Origin of the sequence: Mogibacterium pumilum, from assembly GCF_002243385.1 — a bacterium.
In the GTDB taxonomy this organism is placed as follows: domain Bacteria; phylum Bacillota; class Clostridia; order Peptostreptococcales; family Anaerovoracaceae; genus Mogibacterium; species Mogibacterium pumilum.
This window is the reverse complement of the sequence record NZ_CP016199.1, coordinates 1,448,618-1,473,714: the sequence shown is the minus strand read 5'-3', so window position 1 is coordinate 1,473,714 and position 25,097 is coordinate 1,448,618. Positions and strand designations below refer to the sequence as shown.

Below are 25,097 nucleotides of genomic sequence, written 5' to 3'. Positions count from 1 at the left end.
GATCAAATGACGTTGAAGGAGTATATTGATCCATTCACAGGAGAGAAGATGAAATAGTCCTTTAGGACTTGTAGGAAAGTACGTGCGGTTGGCGAATCTTTTCAACGCATCTTAAGATGCAGCAGGTAAAAGGCCCTTATAGGGCCAAAACAAACCACCGGCTCAGCCGGTGGTCATGATTTTCTATTTTTCTTTATTGGAATTCTTATCTTTCTCGTAGTAATGAGAATAAGTCTTTTCAATCGCATCTGCAACGGCTCGTGCATTACCTTTTAAATTATTGTCGAATAACTTATTATCGTGCTTGTTGCTGATAAACCCAATCTCAACTAGGCAAGAGGGCATATTATTGACACTGAGTTCGTCGTACTCGTTGTTTTCACTGACAAGAGTTCCAGAACGAACTCTTCGTTTAGCAAATCCCTCGTCGTTAAGTTGCTTCATTATCTGTTTGCCGAGATAGCGACTCTTCTCGCTGTTATCTTTAGGTAAGAAGACTTCTACACCTTGTGCTCTAGGATCACCAGCTTTATTTCTGTGAATTGAAACCATGAGCTTAGCTTTCTTCTTATTAGCCATCTTACCAATTTTGATTCTCTCAGTAAAGCTATCATCTTCACGAGTCAGGTAGACCTTAAAGTTTTTCTTGTTAAGTTCCTTCTTGACCTGCAAAGCGATTCTGAGTGTATCATCTTTTTCTTTTCTAGACTTAGTTTGTGAACCAGGATCGTGCCCGCCGTGACCAGGATCGATGAAAATTACTCCGCGATCAAGCTTCGGTGGGGCGAGTACGTCTCTATTACGGTATAGTCCGACTACAAAAAATAGAACTAAAAAGAGCGATATGAAAAATGTATATTTGCGTCTACGACGTTTACGCATTTTTTTTTTGCGTTTATCTGCGATTATTATCTCGCGCATCTGCTGCTCTGTAAGTGCCAATTTCTTCTCCTGTTTCATTCTTAATGTATGTAACTATGCTACTATATTGTGTAAAAATTGTAAATATTGTACATTGTACTACCTAGAATTATTGATGATAATTCATTTAAATGCTATAATTTATTCAAACTATGTCTTGATAGGAAGAGGAGCTTTTATGTATGCATTGACGGCGAAAGCCATGCGTTACATGGATGAATATACGATTGGCAAGGGGATACCAAGCGCAGTTCTAATGGAGAATGCAGCTGGGGGACTTGTTAGTGAGATTATTTCACGCTTTCCTGATAAAGACACCGAAGTGCTCATAGTCGTTGGTCATGGCAACAATGGCGCCGATGGTCTCTGTGTGGCTAGATGGCTAATTCAGCTGGGCTATGTTGTTAATGTATATTTTGTAGGTGATAGAGGAAAAGTTTCCCAAGCTTTTACAGACCAGCTCAGAATTCTTACTTCTATGAGCAAATCCTTTAGGATGTATGGATTAGGATCTAGAGATGACCTCAAGATTCTTCAGCAGCGTTATGACGTTATTGTAGATGGAATCTTCGGAATCGGACTCAATAGGAGGTTCGGTGCTAACTTTGCAAAGTTTATCGAGTATCTCAATACGAAGTCTGGTTTTAAGATTGCAATTGATATCCCTTCCGGTTTAAATGGCACAACCGGCGGCATCATGGATGCTGTATTTAAGGCCGATCTCACAGTGACATTCGGAAACTACAAGACTGGAATGTTCTTTGGTGAAGGAAGAGTCGTATCAGGAGAAGTTAAATTAATAGATATTGGAATAATCAAATCTGGTTATTCTACAATTGACGATAAGCTCTTTATATGTGATAAGAAGTTCTTAGATGATACAAGGCATCTGGCACTAGTTCCGCGTGAAGAACGCTCTCACAAGGGAACCTTCGGTTCGGTTGGAATTGTGGTTGGCCCTAATGCGATGATGGGAGCTAGCATGCTGGCGGCCAAAGCAGCCTATAGATGTGGATGTGGCCTAGTCAAGATATTCTGCCCTAACAAGTATGTTGGGTATTTCAATGTTGCAATACCTGAGGCTGTAGTCGTACCATATAAGAACGATGATATAACTGGAGCTATGACAGAATTTGCAAGCTCTGTAGATGTGGTGCTTGTCGGCCCTGGACTTAAGGAGGATTCGACAGGTAGAATTCTCGTAAAGCAGCTACTAGCAATGGAAATCAAGCTTGTTATAGATGCAGGTGCACTTAATATTATCGCTCGTAATCTCAAGCCTTTCCGCAAGAGAAGGGCAAGCTGCGTGATAACTCCACATGTTGGAGAGATGGCTAAACTGTGCGATGAGGATATAAAGGTTGTGGACAAGAATAAAGTTGGATTTATCAAGAAGTTCTCACAGCACTATAACGTTAGTATGGTCGTAAAGTCTGATGTGTCACTGATATCGCTTCTGAACGGTAATGACCAGAGGCTATTCCTCAATACACTGGGTAATTCGGGGCTTGCTACTGCAGGCTCTGGAGATGTGCTTGCGGGTACTATCACTTCACTTATAGCACAGGGTAATAGTCTTAATAACAGCTTGATATACGGAGTTATGATCCATGGCAATGCTGCAGACAAGCTCGACACTGGCGAAGATGCTAGGAGAAAGATGATGGCTAGTGATATAGTTGATAGCCTTTTCTAACAATAGATGAATATATTGAAAAACTGCGGACGTCACATCTAGAAGATTATCTTCTAAAATGATTTCCGCTTTTTTATTTCTTGTACTAAGCGAGCTAAAATGTTATAATCAATTCGTTATGACGAAGCTTGTCCATAACACTCTGAAATGGCAGGAGGTGAATCAGTAATATGGCACAGGTTACCGTTAGAGAAAACGAGAGCTTGGAAAGTGCACTCAAGAGATTTAAGAGATCTTGCGCACGTGATGGAGTAATGTCCGAACTCAGAAAGAGAGAGCATTACGAGAAGCCAAGCGTAAAGCGTAAGAAGAAGTCTGAAGCTGCCAGAAAGAAGGCAAGAAAGTTTTAAGTCTTAGGAGGTGAAGAGCGTGAGTTTGAAAGAACAGTTGATGGCTGATTATAAGACAGCTATGAAGGAACACGACGTCACCACCAAGGAGACCGTCAACCTCGTTAGAGCCGCTATTAAGCAGCACGAAGTAGATCAGAAGGTCGCGCTTGAGGATGACGCCGATATTGTTCCAATCATCAAGAAGCAGCTCAAGATGCGTAGAGATGCGCTGGCTGATTTCGAGAAGGCTGGAAGGACAGACTTGTTAGATGGTTATAAGAAAGAAATAGAGGTTCTCGAGAGATATCTTCCTGAGGAGATGTCCGAGGAGGAAGTTCTTGCTGCTGTCGAGAAGATAGCAGAGGAAGAGAGAATAGAGCGCAGCATGAAGAGCATGGGCGTTATGATGAAGACTGCTATGGTTAAGCTACATGGTAAGGCTGATGGCTCTCTCGTATCTAAGGTGGTTAAGGAATACCTCAGCAAATAACTGTCAATATGTAACTAACAGGGCATATGCCCTGTTTTTCTTTGTCAATTATTGAAAAATACAAATGAATAACGATTATCATTTCGTTGTAATGGATGCCTAAAAAAGCTATAATAATAAGTAATATTTGCAAAGGAAAAATGCATGAATAATAGTAAAGAAATAGTTAGATTTGAGATTCCAGAGGATATTAATAGAGAACAGCTCTTTGGCACGCTTGATAATAATATCAAGCAGGTCGAAAAGGCTACGGGCACGTCAATCGTAATGCGAGATGACGGGCTTTTTATTAAAGGAGCGGAGAACCTTAAGGCGGCAAATATAATCAACAGAATGGTTGAAAATCTACGAGTTGAGCCGGAAATCGATGCACGCAGGGTAAACTATCTGATCGATCTTGAACAGAAGGGCGAGAGCTTCGATGCTAGAGAGCAGGTAAGTGATGTAATCTGCTACACACACAGGGGAAAGCCGCTTAGACCAAAGACTAAGGGGCAGAAGCGCTACATCGATACTATTCGAAGGAATGACATGGTTTTTGGCATCGGGCCAGCAGGCACAGGAAAAACGTATTTAGCATGTGCTCTTGCAGCAAATGCTCTTAAGAATAAAGAAGTAGAGAGAATCATACTGGCCAGACCTGCTGTAGAGGCAGGCGAAAGCCTCGGTTTCTTGCCAGGAGACCTTCAGGATAAGGTTGATCCATATCTAAGACCTCTGTACGATGCTATATTTGAGATTGTTGGGCAGGAGACTGCTGCTAGGTTCAAGGAAAGTGGCGTTATTGAGGTGGTGCCTCTAGCTTATATGAGAGGGCGTACACTCGACAATTCATTTATCATACTCGATGAAGCACAGAATACAACGCGTGAACAGATGAAGATGTTTCTGACTCGAATGGGATTCAATTCAAAAGTCGTTGTAACTGGAGATATTACGCAGATAGATTTACCGAAGGGCGCGGGATCTGGTCTTGTGGAGGCTAGACGCGTTCTGTCTGGTGTGGAAGGTGTCGAATTTAGCTACTTGAATGAGGTGGATGTAGTGAGACACGAGCTTGTTAAGAGGATTATCAAGGCTTATAGCGACTATGAAGACTCTAATAATTCTGAAACGAATATCAGACGTGGTGGGAGTAAACGATGATTTTAGATATCAACTACAGTGATTCTATATACGGGGAAGCTGATGTAGATGAACGCATCGATGAAGAATTGATTCATGAGGCTGCAGTCTATCTAATATCCTCAGAACTCCTCGGTGAGATGAGTGATGAAACGCTAGATAGAGCGGCGGGTTTACCTCTATACATTGGTGTATCCCTTGTTTCAAAGAATGAAATAAAGGATATTAATAGAGATTTTCGCGACATAGATAAGGTCACTGACGTGCTGTCATTTCCACAGTTCGAAAGCATTGATGAAATTCTTGCTGAAATAGAAGGTGATGAGGCATTTGTAGATATTCCGTTGGGTGATGTAGTTATATGCCTTGATCAGGCTGAACGTCAATCGGAGGAATACGGTACATCTGTCAGACGTGAAGTTACATACCTCTTCGTGCACAGTATACTTCATCTGCTCGGATATGATCACATGGAGGAAGATGAAAAGTCTTTGATGAGGGCACATGAGGAAAAAATTATGACTGCACTAGATATCGTAAGATAGGTAATTCTTTAATTAAGTTACTAAGCTGTAAGTTTCAGTGTTCTCTAAAAAACATAAGAAAACTGGAATTATTGCTATCAAAGTGAATGGAGAACTAATGAAATCAGGTTTTATTGGCATAATAGGAAGACCTAACGTGGGTAAATCCACACTTCTTAACAATGTGCTAGGTGAGAAAATTGCTATTACCTCGGATAAGCCACAGACGACGAGAAATAGAATTACTGGTATTTACACGGATCTAGAGTACGATGGTGGAAACGGCATGCAGATGATATTTCTGGATACTCCAGGAATTCATAAACCTAAGAATAAGCTGGGAGAAGCGATCAATGAGACTGCACTCAACACGGCTGGTGGTGTAGATGTAGTTCTACTGATTGTCGATGGAACGAAGAAGTTTGGCAAAGGAGACCAGTACATCTTGGAGATACTCTCGCAGTCAGAGACTAAGAAAGTGCTAGCTATTAACAAGATGGACTTGGTCGGTCCGGAAGCATACCTCGAACTGTATAGCAAGTACGATGAGAGTGGTCTATTTGATGAGATATTTGGAATATCTGCGCTATATGATACCAACGTTGATAAGCTCATGAAGTGTTTGTCGAACTATATGGTTGAAGGACCTATGTACTATCCAAAAGATATGGCGACTGATCATCCGGAGAGATTCATTGTTAGTGAAATCATAAGAGAGAAGCTTCTTCAGTATCTAGACCAAGAGATTCCTCACGGAGTATTCATAGAGATTGAGTCATATGACGAAAAACCTAAGATTACAGAAATCGGTGCAGTAATTTGCTGTGAACGCACTTCTCACAAGAGCATCATCATCGGCAAGGGTGGTCGTAAGCTCAAAGGAGTTGGAAAGAGTGCTAGAGAAGAAATAGAAGTGCTTCTAGGAACTAAAGTGTTCTTATCTCTGTGGGTAAAAGTAAAAGAACGCTGGCGCGACTCAGATCGAGTTATCAAGAATCTGGGATATAAGGACGAATAGGGATGCTGATTAATACAGAGGGTATAGTGCTTCGGCAAAAGAAAATCGCTAATAATAGGCGAATTATTACACTTTTTACAAAGAGCCATGGCAAGATAATTGCAGGGACGAATATTAACGAGCGAGCTAAAAGCCGTGCGGCTCTTGCTATAAGGCCGTTTACGTTTGCAGAATACGATATATTCAAAGGACGAAACTATTTCAATATCAATAATGCGGATGTAAAGAAAAGCTACTACTCTATTGGCGAAGATATAGATAGATATATGGTTGCTTCAAAGCTTCTTGAGTACATAGATAAAACGATTGAAGAGGAGCAGCTTAGGCCTAGACTTTTCGACATGACGATTGAGTTCATGGAGTCGATTACTAACGCTAAAGGTAACTACATGACGCTTTTCTATGCGTTTATCGTAAAGTCATTGGCGCTTAATGGAGTTATGCCAGATATAAAGCAATGCGTGAGCTGTGGTAAGCCGCTTCAAAGTATCCGACCAGAAGGCAATGGCAAAGTAAAATTTTTTTCCGTGAGCGGTGGTGGTATTCTATGTGAGGATTGCTACACAGGGCTTGATATACGTGATGTTGCGTTGATTTTCAAACCTGATTTTGATATAGTTGAAGTGTTATATTACTTTGTGAAGAGACCTCTTTCAAGTTTTGAAAAAGTATCTCTTAAGCCGAGTGTGTCTGTAGGATTACAAAGAATTTTATCGGAATATTTGAAATATTATTTAGATGTTGATATTTTTGACGACGGACTTAGCTTATAACTACAGTCGCCAAGTTTAAAAAGGAGGATGCTATGGAAATCACATTAGAAAAGATTGAATTAGTGAAAGACAGAACAGGGGTTAGCTACAGAGAGGCTAAGAGTGCGCTTGAAGAGGCTAATGGAAGCGTAGTTGATGCGATTATCCTCATCGAGGAGACTAGTGAGGTAGATCCTTCAAAGGATGAAAACCTATACGGCAATGAGCTTTTTGCTCGTCTCAAGAAGACTGCTGAAAAGGGGAATATGTCACGTATCATCATCAAGAAAGGCGATGAAGTACTCGTTAACCTACCGCTTACAGTTGGTATTCTCGGTGTTGTCATAGCACCTTGGGGAATGATTCTCGGCCTAGTTGCTGCAGCAGGCTTCAACTGTAATGTTGAGTTTGTAAACGATAAGGGTGAGGTTACTGATGTTAATGGTAAAGTTAAGGCTCAGTATAGCCGTGCAAAGAGCGCTGGTAGCGAAACTGTAGACAAGATCAAAGACAGTGAATTGTACAACGATATCAGACTCAAGGGACAGGATGCTTTTGAAGATCTTAAGGATAAGAGTTTCGACACATTTGATCAGGTAAAGAAAAATGTTAATTTATCTGATTTAAAGCGTAAGGGTAGCGAGATTCTAAAGAAGCGTAGCAAGGACGATGAGTTTGATTTCTCTGAAAGTGACCTGACTGAAGGTGTAGATGAGTACTATGACCTAGATATTGAAAACCTTGGCCCAGATCAGCCGGGAAACGTGTTCGTGGATAATGAAGACGCTGCTAAAGTAGAAGCAGAAGAGAAGTAGAGACTACCGTTACATTGCGGAATATAGCGGAAACATTTTTAAGATAGGACAGGTATAACGTATGGCAATTGATAAGAGTGTAGTTCAGCCGGATAGAGTTGTGACTATGGAGAAAATTACTGCTCTGGCTAAGAACAGAGGGTATATTTTTCCAGGATCAGATATTTATGGTGGTTTAGCCAACACATGGGACTATGGTCCTCTTGGAGTTACATTCAAGAATAATGTGAAGAAAGCTTGGTGGAGCAAGTTTGTTCAGCAGTCCAAGTACAATGTTGGAATTGATGCTGCTATACTGATGAACCCGGAAGCATGGGTTGCATCTGGCCACGTAGGCGGATTCTCGGATCCGCTTATTGATTGTAAGAATTGCAAAGCTAGATTTAGAGCAGATAAGATTATTGAGGATTATATTCTAGAGAAGGAAGGTAATCAGATCACTGTTGATGGCTGGAGCAACGAGGAGATGGAGAAATACATCGCCGATAACAAGATTCCATGCCCTGAATGCGGCAAGTCCGACTACACAGGTATTCGAAAGTTTAATCTGATGTTCAAGACATTCCAGGGTGTAACTGAAGATTCCAAGTCAGAAATCTTCCTTAGACCTGAAACAGCACAGGGTATCTTTGTCAATTTCAAGAATGTACAGAGAACCTCTCGCAAGAAAGTTCCGTTTGGTATAGCTCAGATAGGTAAGTCGTTCCGTAATGAGATTACACCAGGAAACTTTACATTCAGAACTAGAGAGTTTGAACAGATGGAACTAGAGTTCTTCTGCAAGCCAGGAACAGATCTCGAGTGGTTTGAGTACTGGAAACAATATTGCATCGATTTCCTCAAGAACCTCGGAATGAATATGGACAATATTCGTTTGAGAGACCATGAGCAGGAAGAGCTTTCGCACTACAGTAATGCAACCTCTGACCTAGAGTACTTGTTCCCATTTGGATGGGGAGAACTCTGGGGTATTGCAGACAGAACTGATTTCGACCTCACAAGACATCAGGAGCACTCTGGTCAAGATATGAGCTACCTAGACCCTGAGACTAACGAGAGATACGTTCCATACTGCATCGAGCCATCACTTGGGGCTGATAGAGTTGCTCTTGCGTTCCTCATCGATGCATACGATGAAGAGACAGTTGTGGACGGAAAGGGCAATGAGGATACAAGAGTTGTTCTCAGACTTCACCCTGCACTTGCACCATACACAGTTGCAGTTCTTCCGCTGTCCAAGAAGCTAGAGGATGTAGCTACGCCGATTTATGAAGAGCTCAGCAAGTACTTCAATGTAGAATATGATGCTGCAGGTTCAATCGGTAAGAGATATAGAAGAGAGGATGAGATAGGTACACCTTTCTCAATCTGTGTCGACTTTGATACAGAAACTGATAATTCAGTCACTATACGCGATAGAGATACGATGGAGCAGATTCGTCTACCTCTTTCCGACGTTAGGGAATATATAGAAAACAAATTGCAGTTTTAACTAAGGAGAAATGCCATGGAAAAATTTGTTTATTCTTTTAATGAAGGCTCTAAGGACATGAAGAGCATTCTAGGTGGTAAGGGTGCAAACCTTGCCGAAATGACTAAGATTGGTCTACCGGTACCATTTGGATTCACTATTTCAACTGATGCTTGCAAAGACTATCTTGACAAGGGTGGAGTTCTATCCGAGGAAATTGTTAAGGAAGTTTATGATCATCTTGCTGAACTAGAACATGTAATGGGTAAGTCTTTCGGTGATGTTGAGAATCCACTTCTCGTATCTGTAAGATCTGGAGCACCTGTTTCGATGCCTGGTATGATGGATACTATCTTGAACCTAGGTCTTAATGATGAGTCAGTAAAGGGACTTGCTGCAAAGACAGGAAACGAGAGATTTGCATACGATAGCTACAGAAGATTTATTCAGATGTTTGGAGACGTAGTTCTAGAGATTCCAAAAGCTAAATTTGATTTTATCTTCGATGGTAAGAAGGAAGCTGTTGGAGCTGAGTTTGACGTTGATTTATCTCCAGCAGATTTACAGTCAATCATTGAGGACTACAAGGCTTTAGTTAAGAAGCAACTCGGCAGAGATTTCCCTCAGAATCCTAAAGATCAGTTGATGGAAGCTATTCAAGCTGTATTCCGTTCATGGAACAACGATAGAGCTATTCTATACAGACAGCTGAATAACATTTCGGCTTCGCTAGGAACAGCGGTAAACGTTCAGTCCATGGTATTTGGTAATACTGGCGAGACTTCTGGAACAGGAGTTGCATTTACACGTAGCCCTGTAGACGGAGAGAATAAGATTTTTGGTGAGTTTCTCGTAAACGCTCAGGGAGAAGATGTTGTTGCTGGTATCAGAACTCCTCAGCCAATCTCCGAGATGGAGCAGGCTTTCCCAGAAGTATATTCGAAGTTCGAGTCAGTTGCTGAAATTCTCGAAAAGCATTACAAGGATATGCAGGATATGGAGTTCACTGTTGAGGACAACAAACTCTTCATGCTGCAAACTAGAAATGGTAAGAGAACAGCTACTGCTGCTGTTAAGATTGCTGTAGACATGGTTGATGAAGGTCTAATCGATAAGGAAACTGCTATTCTTCGCATTGAGCCAGACCAGATTAACCAGCTTCTTCACCCAACTTTTGATGGAACAGAGCTAGCAAGTGCAACCGCTGTTGCAAAGGGGCTTCCTGCTTCTCCAGGAGCAGCTTGTGGTGAAATCGTATTTAGTGCAGATGCTGCTGCTGAAGTTGCGACTACAGGAAAAAAGGTTGTTCTTGTTAGAGAAGAGACTTCTCCAGAAGACCTTGCAGGTATGGTTGCTGCACAGGGAATTCTTACTGCAAGAGGTGGTATGACATCTCACGCTGCCGTAGTTGCTCGTGGAATGGGTAAGTGCTGCGTTGCTGGTTGCAGTACAGTTGCCGTATATGAGTCAGCTAAGAAGATGGTTATTGATGGCAAAGAGTACCATGAGGGAGATATAATTTCTATTAATGGTACTGACGGAAACGTTTATGACGTGGCTATCAAGACTGTTTCACCTGAACTATCTGGTGACTTTGGGACTATCATGAAGTGGGCTGACGATGCTAGAAACCTTGGTGTGAGAGCTAATGCTGACAACCCAAGAGATGCTAAACAGGCACTCGAGTTTGGAGCTGAGGGAATCGGTCTCTGCAGGACTGAGCACATGTTCTTTGAAGAAGATAGAATCCCTAAGATTAGAAGAATGATTCTTGCTGGCTCCGAAGCTGAGAGAAGAGAAGCCCTTGCAGGGCTTCTTCCATATCAGAAGGGCGACTTCAAGGGTATATATGAGGTAATGGGTGAGAGACCTGTTACTATCAGACTTCTCGATCCACCTCTACATGAGTTCTTACCTAAGACTGAGGCAGATGTAAATCAGCTTTCAGAGCAGTTTGGTATCACTAAGGAAGCGATTGAGAAGAAGACTCTTGAGCTTCATGAGTTCAACCCAATGCTCGGTCACAGAGGTTGCCGTCTTGCAATTACATATCCAGAAATTGCTGAGATGCAGACAGAGGCCATCATCACAGCTGCACTTGAAGTGGCTCAAGAGAGGGGTTATAAGATTAAGCCTGAAATCATGGTTCCGCTAGTTGGAAATATTAAAGAGCTACGTTTCGTTAAGAATACAATCGATGAAACAGCTAAAAAGTGCTTCGAGAAGGCGGGTATGGAACTTGAGTACATGACAGGTACAATGATTGAGATTCCAAGAGCTGCTCTCACTGCAGATGAAATTGCTGAGGATGCTGAGTTCTTCTCATTCGGAACTAATGACCTAACACAGATGGGATTCGGATTCTCACGTGATGACACTGGTAACATCATTAAGGAGTACATCAATGACGGTATCATGGACAGAGATCCTTTTCAGTCTCTAGATCAGAGAGGTATCGGTAAGCTCGTTAAGATGGCTTGTGAAGGTGGAAAAGAGACTAGACCTAACATTAAGCTCGGTGTTTGCGGAGAGCACGGTGGAGATCCTGATACTATTGATTTCATGTACAAGGTAGGACTTCACTACGTATCTTGCTCACCATTTAGAGTACCAATCGCAAGACTTGCTGCTGCACAGGCAACCATCAAGAATCGTAAATAGTAACTAAAGGTGAAGTATCCTCGATGGGATGCTTCACCATAAATTTTTTAAAATGAACTGGTTTAATAAATTTGAAGACAAATGGAACGGGTTATCAAGCACAATATTGATGATTCTTGGCAATTTAATTTATGCTTTTAGCATAAATCTTCTCATTACTCCTATGCATCTATATAACGGTGGATTCCTCGGAATATCACAGATCGTTAGACATCTAATCACGGATAACACTGGAGTTGAGATGATTTACGGGCATGATTTTACAGGTATTATATACTTCCTGATAAATATCCCATTGTTCATATACGCATATAACTCCGCAGGTTTTAAGTTCGCAACTAAGACTTTGATTTCAATCGGTATCTCATCTGTTTGCCTCACGCTTGTTCCAGTACCGAGAATACCGTACATAGACGATTACTTGACTGCTTGCGTTGTGGCAGGCGTTATCGGTGGAATTGGAACAGGTATGATTCTAAGAGGTGGAAGCTCGACGGGTGGACCAGACATAATAGCTGTATGTATGTCTAAAAAGAACCCGAATGTCAGCGTAGGACTTCTCAATAATATCGTAAATTTTGCAGTATACGGTTGCTGTCTGGTGCTTTTTAATGTTGAAATTGCGGTATATTCCTTTATTTATTCTGCTATCAAGGCGATGTTCATTGATAGGATGCATACACAGAATATCAAGACGGAAGTTTTGATTATCACAAAAAAAGAAGGAATAGAAAAGATTCTGACTGAAGACCTAAGTAGAGGTGTCACAAGTTGGAAAGGCACTGGAGCATATACTGGAGATGAGGTAACCATTATTCTCACGCTTGTATCTAAGTATGAGATTGAGCATCTTAAAGGTCTAGTTCACGATATGGATCCTAATGCGTTTCTGATGATGTCGGATGGCGAAAGTATCGTGGGTAATTTTAAGAGACACATAGGGATCGGCGAATAGCAAAAGTCTGCGAGCATTGGAAGCTAACTGTGTTTACTCGGCGGATTATACAAAGCCTGCGTAACTTGATGTTTAAAACAATACTCGACTTTGTTAACCCGCAGTCTCGTAAACGTTTAACACTTCCAAAACCTCGCAGCCTTTTGTATTCGCCTCCAGCATTTGATCGTGATGACTGTCCATAAGGTAGCCTGTGAGCCTTGGAAGCAGATTATATTTACTCGGCGGATTATACAAAGCCTGCGTAACTTGATGTTTAAAACAATACTCGACTTTGTTAATCCGCAGTCTCGTAAACGTTTAACACTTCCAAAACCTCGCAGCCTTTTGTATTCGCCTCCAGCATTTGATCGTGATGACTGTCCATAAGGTAGACTGCGAGCCTTGGAAGCAGATTGCATTTACTCGGCGGATTATACAAAGCCTGCGAGCGACAATCGAATTTACAGGCTTGACATTATTAGAAAGATTTTGCAAACTTAATTTTGTGAGAATAAGAAAAGTGAGGACTAATTAATGAGTTTTTTAATAGAAAGACCTTGGATAGTACCTGTGGGGATGTCAGTATTGTTCTTCATAAGTTTAGGATTCTTGTTTTACAAGCAGACAAAGCGTAAGAGGGCGTTTAACATGATTAAGACCATGAAGCACGATAAGGAATTATCTAAGGTATACCTTAGAATTGATAACGGGTATGGTGATTTCTATGATATGTCATTTTCCGTTGATGGTGAGAATTGGTCATCTGGAGTTTTGTTTTCAGATGAAATTTTGACACCGTCCATTTTGATGCCGCCTGGGGAGTACGAGATAAAGTTCTCAATAAAAGCCCGCTCTGGGGCAACGGCATATTACAAGAAAAAAGGGCCTTTTTATACGGAGGTCGTAGTAAAACCGTTTATTGACACGATGATCGTGTTTGATAATGAAACATTAGCTAGTTGGCAAGAAGATTTAAAGGAGTAAAGTTACATGAGTGATTTAAGAATCAATTTTATCGACAACTGGGGAAAAAAGGACGTTGATCTAGAAGAGCTAAGATGTGCTCTTGAGGATGGAAATTCATCCGTTTACAACGACGCAAGCTTAACGAAGATATCTGCTAAGTGGAAAAAGTTCAAGGAGAGAGGAGTATCCAATCTATACCTTCTCAAGGAATTAGATGATGATGGTGTTGCGTGTGCGATGTATGCGTATTCGATTACTGATGGGGTTATCGATGATGAGATGCTAGAGAAACTAAGGGGAATATGTGCTCAGAATCTGTCTTCTGGCGAGATGAGAGCGGATGGCTCATTTTCAAAGCCAAACGAGTGGTGGGATACAAATCCTGGTCGCTCAATCAAGGCTGTTGAGTCAGGTTCTGCAGATAGCCTACATCAGTATCTGGGTGCTGAACTATATCCAAAGGGAATCGTGCTAAGCTCGAGAAGCATTAAGTCAAAGCATGCAGGCGAGCTAGCTTGTTCAGCTATTGCGTGGGGCGTAAGTACATCGATCTTTAAAAAGGGTGCGTACATGAGTGTTCTAATCCATAACGATGCACTATAAATATTGATTTTAGGGTTTATTAGTTTTAAGTAAATAAGGTAGATGTGGTCAACATCTACCTTTTACTTTTATAAATTTACAGTTTTGTTATATACATAGGATTATTGATTGAAAGCCTATGTGAGTATTTGATACATGTAATAAATGAATACAGTTAGACCGGAAATAGTGACAATAAAAAGCAGTGCTAACCAAATTAGAAGAATGATTTTAGGTCTATCATCAGGGTTTCTCCAACGTGGTTTTTCCTTCAATGTAAATACCCTTAGTAATATTAAAAATGCACTTCCTAATGAAATTGATGCCGTTCCTAATACGATGAATGTTATTAGACAGATAACAGTTAAAAATAAAATACCACAAAAGAAAAACAAAACTATAATACTCATTAATTCCCTCCACACATCTTATGAATAGATGATTAATATTTATTGTACATTTATGTTGATTAACTGTCTACACCAACGCTTGCTCAAGCGAACCTTTTCCCTGTGCGCATGTAACTCTGCCGTACGCACCATTTATCACTGTAAAGCATGGCTTTACATGGCCGATATCTGCATTCCAGATGAATGGAATATCCGAAATAGCTTGACGTAGTTGTGCGATATATTGCTCATCAGTTTTGTCTGGGAACATTGTTCTTCCAAATACTATTGCCTTGGTTCCTTTAAAGTATCCACAGTACTTCATCTGCATCATCGTAAGGTATAGGTCAAATGAAGTCATCGCAAAATTATCTAGGAACCATATCTTACGAGGATATTTTTTTACAAATGATCTAGTGCCATCGAAAGGTGTTCCAATCAGTTTCGCAATACAATCTATACAGCCTCCGATAAAGCGTCCTTCGACTACTAATCTTGGTGAATCAGCAGGGGAGAATTTATCTATTATTTCATCTACACCTGGCAGTGATAGCTGCCAGTTTACGTCTCCGTCAAGAACCACATTCTGAACACTAAAATCAGTGTTCGAATCGTATTTATCGAATGAATATTGCTTTATAGTGTTGCCACGTATAAACTCTAGTGAATTCTTCTGGAACTCGTGAAGTGTATCCCAGTCAAAGCTGCCCGCATTAAAACCGTACATTGTAGCTATGTCAAGTTTAGTCGTTACATAGTACATAATATTTGTAGGATCACTTGCACCAGCAATCCACTTAGGGTAGTTAGACAGTGTTCCCATATCTAGGTATGGTAACATTTCTATGTTATAATCACCACCTGTTGCGGAAATAATCATCTCCACATCCGGGTTTTGTACTAGGAAGTTAAACTCTTCACCGCGAGTTTTGGCATCAGCAGATCTTATATTATCGGTTCTAACACTGGCAGTCTCAATGATGTCAAAACCTGATGATTTGAAGACTGCTAATGATTTATCAAACGATTCAATTTTGCGACCAACTCCAGCACTCGGCGCACAGATACCTAGAGAAGAGCCTTGCTCAGGAAATTTAGGATATATCATAAAGTCCTCCTTATATTAGAATGCACCTTGTAGACCGCGGCTATAAAGTTTACCGCAAGTTACGTACATCGAGAAAGTTGAACGAAGTAATGTGATTCCTAATGAATTTGCAAGAGTGATAAGAGATGGCTCTGGTTCGTAAATTCCAATCAGAATAACGCACTGAACCCCTTTCATTTCAGCGGTTTTAAGGATTTGTGGATTATACACTGCAGTAATCAGTATAGACTTATCACTAGCGTATGTAACAATGTGGCTTATTACATCTGATGAAAAGGCATTTATTAACTCAAGATTCAAATCAGGATTCTTGGTGAGAATCTTTCCTTCGATGATAGAATTTATTTCAAGTAAAGTCATTTTGTCCTCCTAGAAAGTACTCCGTGGATTATTTAACTAGCTATATTATACGTTACACATTTATCAAATGCGAGTGGGTTTTAAGCAAAATTTAGTGGATAATCTATGCTAAAACAGTGCAGAAATACATGATTTATATATATAGTCATATTCATAACTATCATTGCAATAAATATATTTAATATATATAATAAATTTAATATATGATTTAATTTTGTTAAATATCGCTAACTAATTTGGTTGAAGGAGGTTCTAGGTATGAAGGTTTCAAATGTCCCATTTAAGGGCACACCTGAGCAGGAACAACAATTACTAAAAGTTATTGACGAGCTCAAAGGTGAGAAAGGATGCTTGATGCCAATTATGCAGAAAGCTCAGGAGATATATGGGTATCTCCCATATCAGGTTCAGAAAATCATTTCCGATGGAACGGGATTCCCGATGGAGAAGGTATATGGCGTAGCTACATTCTATGCACAGTTCTCCATGTCACCTAAGGGTGAGCACGAAGTTTCAGTCTGTCTCGGTACTGCATGCTACGTTAAGGGTGCAGGAGATATCTTTGACAAGTGTGTTGAGGAGCTCAAGATTGGTGATGGAGAATGCACACCAGACGGAAAGTTCTCTTTAGATTCATGCCGCTGCGTAGGAGCATGTGGATTGGCTCCAGTAGTTATTGTTGGCGGAGACGTATACGGCAAGATGACAGCGGACAAGATTCCGGAAGTCCTTGCAAAATACATGTAGTTTTCTGTTGTAAATGATACGCTAAGCAGCGTTGTGTAGACTATGGAGGGTTATTTATGAAATCGCTTAATGAACTTAGGACCATCAAAAATAAGATGATGTGCCAAGTCAATCTCAGACTAGGTGGTGAAGCAGCTATCTCGGCAGATTCTGAAGGGGCACAGGTTCATAAGAATTATATACTTGTATGTGGTGGTACAGGATGTACATCTAACCACAGCTTAGATGTAGTAGAAGCTTTTGAAAAACACCTTAAAGAGCATGGACTTCAGGATGACGTAAAGATCATTCAGACAGGATGTCTAGGCCTTTGTGCTAAGGGTCCTGTAGTTGTAGTGCACCCAGGGACTATTTACTATGAAGAAGTTGATCCAGAGAAGGTGGAAGCTATTGTAAATGAGCATATCGTTGGCGGTGTTCCGGCAGATAAGTTCTTATTAAAGGAGGAGACCACTGACGGAAGTCCTGCAAAGACTATGACAGAGTCTGACTTCTACACTATGCAAAAGAGAATTGCTCTCAGAAACTGTGGAGTTATCGATCCAGAGAATATTGATGAATACATCGCTACAGGTGGATACGATGCTCTCGGAAGATGCGTGACGGAGATGACTCCAGATGAAGTTATTCAGACTGTACTCGACAGCGGTATCAGAGGTCGTGGTGGTGCAGGATTCCCTACAGGAAAGAAATGGCAGTTCGCTTCAAGCAATAGAGGAGAAGTTCAGAAATACGTATGTTGTAACGCTGACGAAGGTGACCCAGGTGCGTTCATGGATCGTTCCATACTAGAGGGTGATCCACATTCAATATTTGAGGCTATGGCTATTGCAGGCTATGCAATTGGTGCTGATCAGGGATACATCTATGTTCGTGCAGAGTACCCAATTGCTGTTAATAGACTTAAAATCGCTCTAAAGCAAGCTAGAGAATATGGACTGATTGGTAAAGATATATTTGGTTCAGGATTTAATTTTGATATTGACCTTAGACTTGGAGCTGGAGCTTTCGTATGTGGAGAGGAAACCGCTCTTCTAACGTCTATCGAAGGAAACAGAGGAGAACCACACCCACGTCCACCGTTCCCTGCGGTAAAGGGGCTATTTGGATGTCCAACAATCCTCAACAACGTTGAGACTTACGCGAATATCCCAGTGATATTTAACAAGGGTCCAGAGTGGTTCAGATCTCTTGGAACTGAACAGTCGCCAGGAACCAAGGTATTCGCACTCGGCGGTAAGATTAACAACACTGGACTCGTAGAAGTCCCAATGGGAACAACACTTCGTGAAGTTGTTGAGAACATCGGTGGAGGCGTTCCAGGTAACAAGACCTTTAAGGCTGCTCAAACTGGTGGACCTTCTGGCGGATGTATCCCTAGCACATACTACGATATCCCAATTGACTTCGAAAATCTAAAGAGCATCGGATGTATGATGGGTTCTGGCGGACTTATCGTAATGGACGAAGATAGCTGTATGGTAGACATCGCTAAGTTCTTCCTAGAGTTTACGGTAAGTGAGTCTTGCGGTAAGTGTACACCTTGCAGAGTTGGAACTAAGAGAATGCTCGAGATTCTAACCAGAATTTCCGAAGGTAAGGGTGAGATAGAAGACCTGGAAAAGCTTGAAGAGCTAGCTAGATTTATTCAGACTAACTCTCTATGCGGACTTGGTCAGACAGCTCCAAACCCAGTTCTTTCGACATTGAGATTCTTTAGAGATGAGTACGTTGCACATATAAAGGATAAGACTTGTCCTGCTGGTGTCTGCAAGAAGCTGCTCAAGTACAGCATCATTGAAGATAAGTGTAAGGGATGTACTCTCTGTGCTAGAAACTGTCCAGTTGATGCTATCTCTGGCGCAGTTAAGAAACCTCACGTAATTGATAGCGATAAGTGTATCAAGTGCGGAGCATGTATGGATAGTTGTAGATTTGGAGCGATTGTAAGAAAGTAGTGGAGGAAGCGATATGTCAGATGTTAAAGTAACAATTGATAATATAGAGGTTAATGTTCCTGAAGGTTCTACGCTACTCGAAGCAGCGCACATCGCAGGAATTGATATCCCAACACTATGTTATCTAAAGGATGTAAATGAAATCGGTGCATGTAGAATGTGCCTATGTGAAGTAGAGGGTGCCCGTGCACTTGTGGCAGCTTGTGTATTCCCTGTATTTGACGGAATGGTTGCACGTACAAATTCACCAAAGCTTGTTGAGTATAGAAGAAAGAACTTAAAGCTACTTCTATCAGATCACAATATGGACTGTCTCGGATGTTTCAGAAGTGGTAACTGTGAACTTCTCAAGCTATGTAGAAGATATGGAGTAGATGATACTGAATACTACAAGGGTGCAAAAAATCATTCCGTAGTGGAAGATAGCTCAAAGTCTATCGTTCGCGATAACAGCAAGTGCATACTATGCCGTCGCTGCATTGGAGCATGTGTTAACCTACAGAGCATCGGAGTAATCGGTGCTAATAATAGAGGATTTGACTCATATGTTGGAACAGCATTTAACATTCCTCTAGCAGAGACAAGCTGTGTAAACTGTGGACAGTGTATAGTTGCATGTCCTGTTGGTGCACTCTATGAGAAGGACTCTATCAGCCAGGTTATGGATGCTATTGAGGATCCGGATAAATTCGTAGTAGTTCAGGCGGCTCCTTCGACTAGAGTAGCGCTCGGTGAGTGCTTCGATCTGCCAATTGGCACAGAGGTAGAAGGCAAGATGTCGGCAGCTCTTCATAGACTTGGTTTTGACAGAGTCTTTGATACAAACTTCTCTGCTGACCTTACCATCGTTGAGGAAGCTAATGAGCTAATTGAGAGAGTAACTGGTGGCGGCGTACTTCCTATGATTACATCATGTTCACCAGGATGGGTTAAATTCTGTGAGCATTATTACCCAGAACTAATACCTAATTTGTCGACATGTAAATCACCACAGCAGATGTTTGGTGCTGTAACTAAATCATATTATGCTGATGTTATGGGAATTCCTGTGGATAAAATTGTATCAGTAAGTATTATGCCATGTACAGCGAAGAAGTATGAACTTGGAAGAGATGATCAAGGTGCAGATGGATATGAAGATGTCGATTTCTCACTTACAACTCGTGAGCTTGGTAAGATGATTAAGATGGCAGGTATCGAGTTTATGAAGCTTGAAGATGAGCCATATGATAATCCACTCGGTGAATATACAGGAGCTGGAGTAATCTTTGGCGCTACTGGTGGTGTAATGGAAGCAGCTCTCAGAACTGCTGTAGAGAAAATAACAGGTGAAGAGCTTATCGACCTTGACTTCGTAGATGTTCGTGGTGTAAAGGGCGTAAAAGAAGCTGAATACGACTTACAGGGCAAGAAGGTTAAGGTTGCTGTTGCCAGCGGTCTGGCTAACACAAGGACAATCATGGAAAAGGTAAAGGCCGGAGAGGCAGACTATACCTTTATAGAAATCATGGGTTGCCCTGGAGGTTGCGTAAATGGCGGTGGACAGCCACAAGTTGATTCTCAAATTAGAAATTTTATCGATGTTAGAGCCGAACGTGCAAAGGGATTATATACTCTAGATAAGAATGCTCCAATCCGTAAGTCTCACGAAAATCCTGTAATACTTAAGATGTATGAGGATTACTTCGGTGTACCGGGAGGAGAAAAGGCACATCACTTGCTACACACTTCATACGTTAACAGAGGTGTGAATAAGCAGGCAGACTAGCCACTAATTGAATTTTAAAACCCCGTCTCACCAGAGACGGGGTTTTCTGCTCTTTGCTGTAAAGCAATATTTGTTAACAGTATTGAGCTGAATTATTTATACGCTTTAACAGGAAAGCGATGCACTAATCAGCTATTATAGAGCATTTAAAAGCATATAAAAGGCTCTAAGCCTCGATAATAAATGCCTTATATCCCTTATAAGCTTCGTATACATCGGACTTGCTGACTGCTTCGTAAGGTGCGTGCATATTTAGTACGGCTATTCCACTATCTACAACCTCCATGCCATATAATGCCAGGATATACGCGATAGTGCCGCCTCCACCAACGTCAACTTTACCAAGCTCTGCTGACTGGAACATTACGTCATGCTTGTGCATTATTGCACGGAGCTTGCCGAGATATTCTGCGTTAGCGTCGTTAGAACCACCTTTGCCTTTACTGCCGGTGTACTTGTTGAAAACGATTCCTCTGCCGAACAGGGCAGCGTTTCTCTTGCTGAATTTGTCAGCGTACATAGGGTCGTAAGTTGCACTAACGTCGGATGAGAGCATGCGAGAATTTCTAAGAACACGAGCTGCATTTAGTTCAGTGTAAATTCCTAGTCTGTCTAGTAGCTCTCTCACGATATCCTCAAAGAAATGAGACTGCATACCTGTAGCACCGTAGCTGCCGATTTCTTCCTTGTCTACGAAGAGTCCGCAAGTAGTAGTGCTTGGATTCTTAACTTCGAACAGAGCAATAGCGGAAGCATACGCACAAGATCTGTCGTCGTGTCCATATCCTAGGATAAGGCTTCTATCTAGTCCAGCTTCTCTCGCTCTTCCTGCAGGAACAGCCTCAATTTCAGCTGACCAGAAGTCGTCTTCTTCAACGTCGTACTTGTCTTTAAGAAGTTTAAGAATATTAATCTTAACAGCTGACTCGCTCTCGCTATCAAGCGGCTGAGTGCCAAACACTATATCCATATTCTCGCCATCAATCAGCTTAGCTGCTGTTAGCTGCATCTGGTCTTGCGCTAGGTGAACGAGTAGGTCACTGATAAAGAAAACCGGGTCAGATGGATCCTCACCGATATTTACCTTAACAACAGTTCCGTCCTTTTTTGCAATTACACCGTGAAGAGCAAGAGGCATGGTAACCCACTGGTACTTCTTGATGCCGCCATAGTACTGTGTATCTAGATATGCAAATTCATCTGTCTCGTATAGTGGATTCTGCTTTAGGTCGATTCTAGGTGAGTCGATGTGCGCACCGAGGATATTCATACCACGGTTTACAATGTCTTCTCCTATATTAAATGTAACAAGGCACTTGTTCATATTAACTGCGTACACCTTGCTTCCTACGCTTAAGGTTTCATTATTCTTTATCACTTCGTTCAGATTGCGATATCCGTGTTCTTCCGCCATCTTGATGAGGAGTTCAGTGCACTCACGCTCAGTCTTTCCCTCTGAAATGAAATCGATGTATCCTTTGTTTAAATCCTCGAGAGCTGCAAGCTCTTCTGAAGAGTAGTTATTCCATGCATTTTTATCTTTCATAATGTACCTTTCCAAATTTTGAAGTGTTTTCAAAGTTCTTTTTTGCATGCAATTAAATGCACCTTTTCATAGTAATAGGTTTCAAAATCTCTCTTGACTATTTACCAGATTGCTATAATACGTAAATGGTAGCACAAAAACTACATCAGTACAATGAATCTGTGTGAGGGTATTATGAATTGATAGGGTTATCTCCGTGTGATACAATAAGTGAGTTAAAAGAATAAGTAAGAGAAGGGAGGAACAGATGCTTAAAACATTTCTGATGGCGATGGTGCCAGTTATAGAGCTTCGTGGAGCGATACCTTATGGTGCTGGACTTGCAGGACTTCCTATCTGGCAAGCTGCATTAATTGCAGTGCTCGGCAATCTACTACCTGTTCCGTTTCTCGTAGTATTTACAAGGGACGTATTCACATGGATGCGTAAAAAGTCTAATAAACTCAACAGTATGGTTGAGAGAATGGAGCGAAAAGCTGATCGCAATAAGGATGTTGTACTAAAGTATGAATTCTGGGGACTGATGATTCTCGTAGCAATTCCACTTCCTGGAACTGGAGCGTGGACAGGTGCTCTAGTAGCTGCAATGATGGATATGCAGCTAAAAAGAGCGTTCCCTGCAATTGCCCTCGGTGTAGTTGTCGCTGCATTCATAGTTACATGGGTAACGTACGGTGCATCGATGTTTTTATAGAAATCTAGTGTTTATTGCCTAGATAATCTAATTCATAGCGACTAATGTCTGGTTGATCATTATCAATCAGACTTTTTCTTATGTATTCAATTTCAGAAACGGCCTTATCTATGGCTATTTCGTATTTCTTCCAAATTTCCGTATTGCTCTCTGCTGAACGAGGGTCGAAGTCGTGAGATGCGACCATATCGCATTGTTTTCTCGTTGCCTTCATTGAAGCGAGAAGAGAGAGCAGTCTCTTTCGAAGAAATTCATTCTTTGTACCAAGTATTAGAATTGAACGCCTCATATCTCTAGTGGCTAGCTGCATCTGACTAGTGGTTGGAGTTTCGTAAAAAGGTGCAATTATAGAACCAAGATTTTTTCTCACTGGAGCAACGAGCTTTAACTCTATAGTAAATGGCGTAAGGTCATGTTGTTCGAGTACATAGTGATCAAAGTCTCTTTCCACTAAGCTGTGTGACATCCCTGTAGTCTTTACATAGCTATTAATGACTGGATGACAAAGAGCATCTAGCACGTAGTGGCACATAGCACCATACAGATAACTTGCTTTCTCTGGGGTAGGATATTCCTTAACAACATAAGAAGCGTGATCGAAAAAGATCGAGCTAGGACTATGGTGAATAATCGCACCTTCTTTATTAAGAATACTTGGAAATATCGGTCTGTAAAATGCGAGGATATCTGGACCCTGAAGTCCGAAAATAAATGACGCATATGAATCCCCATTCGTATTGATTGTCTTCTGTATGTCGGCAGGAAGCTTGCCGAGAACAGTTCTACCGAAGAGATAGTGAGCGTTATGTGCAGGCATGATGACCTCCTATATTTAATAAATAAACAAGCCGTGGGCTGTTACAAAGCTCACGGCTCATAGTATCTTCAATCTGTATAATACTAAACCTTAAATGTCTGAAACTTATCGTCCTCGTTGTCCTCGTCAAACTCATAATCTTTGCCAGGAAGGAGTATATTGGCCACGATACCCACGATAGCTGCGATAGCAAGCCCCGAAAGAGTGATACTAACACCAGCAACCTTGAATGTGATTCCTCCGATCTGGGTGAATCCGAGCGAGCATACGAGGATGAGCGCAGTGATTATTGTATTACGAGTATTCTTGTAGTTAACCTGGTTTTCAACGAGATTTCTGATTCCAACTGCTGAAATCATACCGTAGAGTATCAGAGATACACCACCTATGATAGCAACTGGAATAGTTTCGATAATAAATGCGAACTTTGGAATAAACGAGAGTATTATTGCAAAGCAAGCCGCGATTCTGATTACCAACGGATCGTAAACCCTAGTGAGTGCCAGAACTCCCGTGTTCTCTCCATAAGTAGTATTTGCAGGTCCTCCAAATAAAGAAGCGAGCATAGTAGCTAGTCCGTCACCAAGCAGCGTACGGTGAAGTCCAGGGTCTTTGATATAATTGTGACCAGTTGTAGCACCGATAGCGGAAATGTCTCCGATGTGTTCCATCATAGTTGCAAGTGCGATAGGAGTGATAGTAATTATCGCGCTGATATCGAATTTAGCCGTCATGATAGGAGGTAATGCAACGATTGACTCCTTGCTAATACCTGAGAAATCAATCTGTCCCATCCCAAGAGCCACTATGTATGAAATGATTACACCTAGGATGATAGGTACAATTTTAGCCATGCCGCGCCCCCACATATTGAAGAATATAATTGAAGCGAGTGCGACAATTGCAAGAAGCCAGTTAGTCTGAGCGTTCTTGATAGCGGATGGTGCTAGGATGAGTCCAATCGAAATGATGATTGGTCCAGTAACTACTGGAGGAAAGAACTCCATAACCTTCTCGATTGTAAATAGCTTGATCAATGTAGCGAGTATAACGTACACGAAGCCCGCAATTACTACACCGCCGCAAGCGTATGGAAGCATCTCTGTATTAGGCTGTCCGTTCTGTAGAGGTGCTACTGCCGCATATCCTCCTAGAAAGGCGAATGATGAGCCGAGAAATGCCGGAACTTTGCCCCTTGTCAGTAGGTGGAATAACAGTGTACCAAGTCCAGCCATCAATAGGGTAGTAGAGATGCTAAGACCTGTGAGAAGCGGAACGAGCACTGTTGCACCAAACATGGCAAAAGTGTGCTGAAGTCCCAGTAGAATGGTTTTCGGCCAACCGAGTGTTCTCGCATCGGTTATGCCGCTAGAGTACTGATGTTCGTTACTCTGTGTCATCGTTTCCTCCTTGGATACTT

24 protein-coding genes are annotated in these 25,097 nt (G+C 41.5%); 18 read left to right on the top strand and 6 right to left on the bottom strand.

Features of this window, described 5'->3' with window-relative positions; all coding sequences use genetic code 11:
• Window positions 1-183: 183 nt before the first annotated feature.
• Window positions 184-942, bottom strand: coding sequence for an N-acetylmuramoyl-L-alanine amidase family protein (locus AXF17_RS07060; RefSeq protein WP_207651544.1), 759 nt, complete (start codon window positions 940-942; stop codon window positions 184-186).
• Window positions 943-1,099: 157 nt separating this feature from the next.
• Between AXF17_RS07060 and AXF17_RS07055 the strand changes: the two genes are divergently transcribed.
• From AXF17_RS07055 to AXF17_RS09035, 14 genes are all read left to right on the top strand, one after another.
• Window positions 1,100-2,617: an NAD(P)H-hydrate dehydratase gene (locus AXF17_RS07055; protein WP_169711334.1), complete on the top strand. Its 1,518-nt coding sequence runs from the start codon at window positions 1,100-1,102 to the stop codon at window positions 2,615-2,617.
• Between the two features lie 170 nt (window positions 2,618-2,787).
• On the top strand, window positions 2,788-2,967 hold the full coding sequence (rpsU, locus tag AXF17_RS07050; protein ID WP_094234409.1) for a 30S ribosomal protein S21: 180 nt from the start codon (window positions 2,788-2,790) through the stop codon (window positions 2,965-2,967).
• A gap of 19 nt (window positions 2,968-2,986) precedes the next feature.
• Complete coding sequence (locus tag AXF17_RS07045; protein ID WP_094234408.1) at window positions 2,987-3,439, top strand: GatB/YqeY domain-containing protein; 453 nt, start codon at window positions 2,987-2,989, stop codon at window positions 3,437-3,439.
• Between the two features lie 144 nt (window positions 3,440-3,583).
• On the top strand, window positions 3,584-4,585 hold the full coding sequence (locus AXF17_RS07040) for a PhoH family protein (protein WP_094234407.1): 1,002 nt from the start codon (window positions 3,584-3,586) through the stop codon (window positions 4,583-4,585).
• Entirely contained in the window at window positions 4,582-5,109 is a 528-nt protein-coding gene (gene ybeY / locus AXF17_RS07035; RefSeq protein WP_094234406.1) for an rRNA maturation RNase YbeY, read from the top strand. Before AXF17_RS07040 ends, ybeY begins: the two co-directional genes overlap by 4 nt.
• Before the next feature lie 97 nt (window positions 5,110-5,206).
• Entirely contained in the window at window positions 5,207-6,106 is a 900-nt protein-coding gene (gene era, locus AXF17_RS07030; RefSeq protein WP_094234405.1) for a GTPase Era, read from the top strand.
• A 2-nt stretch (window positions 6,107-6,108) separates the two neighbouring features.
• Entirely contained in the window at window positions 6,109-6,879 is a 771-nt protein-coding gene (gene recO, locus AXF17_RS07025) for a DNA repair protein RecO (RefSeq protein ID WP_094234404.1), read from the top strand.
• Between the two features lie 32 nt (window positions 6,880-6,911).
• On the top strand, window positions 6,912-7,673 hold the full coding sequence (locus tag AXF17_RS07020) for a DUF4342 domain-containing protein (protein ID WP_094234403.1): 762 nt from the start codon (window positions 6,912-6,914) through the stop codon (window positions 7,671-7,673).
• 61 nt (window positions 7,674-7,734) lie between these two features.
• Window positions 7,735-9,165 (top strand): glycine--tRNA ligase, encoded by a 1,431-nt coding sequence (locus AXF17_RS07015; RefSeq protein WP_094234402.1) that lies wholly within the window; start codon window positions 7,735-7,737, stop codon window positions 9,163-9,165.
• Between the two features lie 15 nt (window positions 9,166-9,180).
• Window positions 9,181-11,805: a pyruvate, phosphate dikinase gene (gene ppdK, locus AXF17_RS07010; RefSeq protein ID WP_094234401.1), complete on the top strand. Its 2,625-nt coding sequence runs from the start codon at window positions 9,181-9,183 to the stop codon at window positions 11,803-11,805.
• 109 nt (window positions 11,806-11,914) lie between these two features.
• Window positions 11,915-12,760, top strand: coding sequence for a YitT family protein (locus AXF17_RS07005; RefSeq protein ID WP_237049029.1), 846 nt, complete (start codon window positions 11,915-11,917; stop codon window positions 12,758-12,760).
• Window positions 12,761-13,276: 516 nt separating this feature from the next.
• Entirely contained in the window at window positions 13,277-13,726 is a 450-nt protein-coding gene (locus AXF17_RS07000; RefSeq protein ID WP_094234399.1) for a hypothetical protein, read from the top strand.
• A 6-nt stretch (window positions 13,727-13,732) separates the two neighbouring features.
• Complete coding sequence (locus tag AXF17_RS06995; protein WP_094234398.1) at window positions 13,733-14,311, top strand: hypothetical protein; 579 nt, start codon at window positions 13,733-13,735, stop codon at window positions 14,309-14,311.
• A 144-nt stretch (window positions 14,312-14,455) separates the two neighbouring features.
• Window positions 14,456-14,728: a hypothetical protein gene (locus tag AXF17_RS09035; RefSeq protein ID WP_157682590.1), complete on the top strand. Its 273-nt coding sequence runs from the start codon at window positions 14,456-14,458 to the stop codon at window positions 14,726-14,728.
• Between the two features lie 39 nt (window positions 14,729-14,767).
• Here the strand turns inward: AXF17_RS09035 and AXF17_RS06985 are convergent, their stop codons facing one another.
• Together AXF17_RS06985 and AXF17_RS06980 are read right to left on the bottom strand one after the other, a co-directional pair.
• Complete coding sequence (locus tag AXF17_RS06985) at window positions 14,768-15,787, bottom strand: LD-carboxypeptidase (RefSeq protein WP_094234396.1); 1,020 nt, start codon at window positions 15,785-15,787, stop codon at window positions 14,768-14,770.
• Between the two features lie 15 nt (window positions 15,788-15,802).
• Window positions 15,803-16,147: a DRTGG domain-containing protein gene (locus AXF17_RS06980; RefSeq protein ID WP_094234395.1), complete on the bottom strand. Its 345-nt coding sequence runs from the start codon at window positions 16,145-16,147 to the stop codon at window positions 15,803-15,805.
• Between the two features lie 258 nt (window positions 16,148-16,405).
• Here AXF17_RS06980 and AXF17_RS06975 point away from each other — a divergent pair, with 258 nt between their 5' ends.
• The 3 genes from AXF17_RS06975 to AXF17_RS06965 are packed head-to-tail and all read left to right on the top strand — an operon-like array spanning window position 16,406 to window position 20,620.
• Window positions 16,406-16,894 (top strand): NADH-quinone oxidoreductase subunit NuoE family protein, encoded by a 489-nt coding sequence (locus AXF17_RS06975; protein WP_094234394.1) that lies wholly within the window; start codon window positions 16,406-16,408, stop codon window positions 16,892-16,894.
• Between the two features lie 56 nt (window positions 16,895-16,950).
• A complete protein-coding gene (nuoF, locus tag AXF17_RS06970) occupies window positions 16,951-18,852 on the top strand; it encodes an NADH-quinone oxidoreductase subunit NuoF (protein ID WP_094234393.1) in 1,902 nt (633 codons plus the stop codon).
• 13 nt (window positions 18,853-18,865) lie between these two features.
• Entirely contained in the window at window positions 18,866-20,620 is a 1,755-nt protein-coding gene (locus tag AXF17_RS06965; RefSeq protein WP_094234392.1) for an NADH-dependent [FeFe] hydrogenase, group A6, read from the top strand.
• A 166-nt stretch (window positions 20,621-20,786) separates the two neighbouring features.
• Here AXF17_RS06965 and AXF17_RS06960 read toward each other — a convergent pair whose 3' ends face one another.
• Window positions 20,787-22,166, bottom strand: coding sequence for an aminopeptidase (locus tag AXF17_RS06960; RefSeq protein WP_094234391.1), 1,380 nt, complete (start codon window positions 22,164-22,166; stop codon window positions 20,787-20,789).
• A gap of 247 nt (window positions 22,167-22,413) precedes the next feature.
• On the opposite strand from AXF17_RS06960, the gene AXF17_RS06955 reads away from it, so the two are divergent.
• On the top strand, window positions 22,414-22,860 hold the full coding sequence (locus AXF17_RS06955) for a COG2426 family protein (RefSeq protein WP_094234390.1): 447 nt from the start codon (window positions 22,414-22,416) through the stop codon (window positions 22,858-22,860).
• Window positions 22,861-22,864: 4 nt separating this feature from the next.
• Here the strand turns inward: AXF17_RS06955 and AXF17_RS06950 are convergent, their stop codons facing one another.
• Both AXF17_RS06950 and AXF17_RS06945 read right to left on the bottom strand, forming a co-directional pair.
• Window positions 22,865-23,677: a zinc dependent phospholipase C family protein gene (locus AXF17_RS06950; RefSeq protein ID WP_094234389.1), complete on the bottom strand. Its 813-nt coding sequence runs from the start codon at window positions 23,675-23,677 to the stop codon at window positions 22,865-22,867.
• Window positions 23,678-23,760: 83 nt separating this feature from the next.
• On the bottom strand, window positions 23,761-25,077 hold the full coding sequence (locus tag AXF17_RS06945) for a uracil-xanthine permease family protein (protein WP_094234388.1): 1,317 nt from the start codon (window positions 25,075-25,077) through the stop codon (window positions 23,761-23,763).
• Window positions 25,078-25,097: the final 20 nt, after the last annotated feature.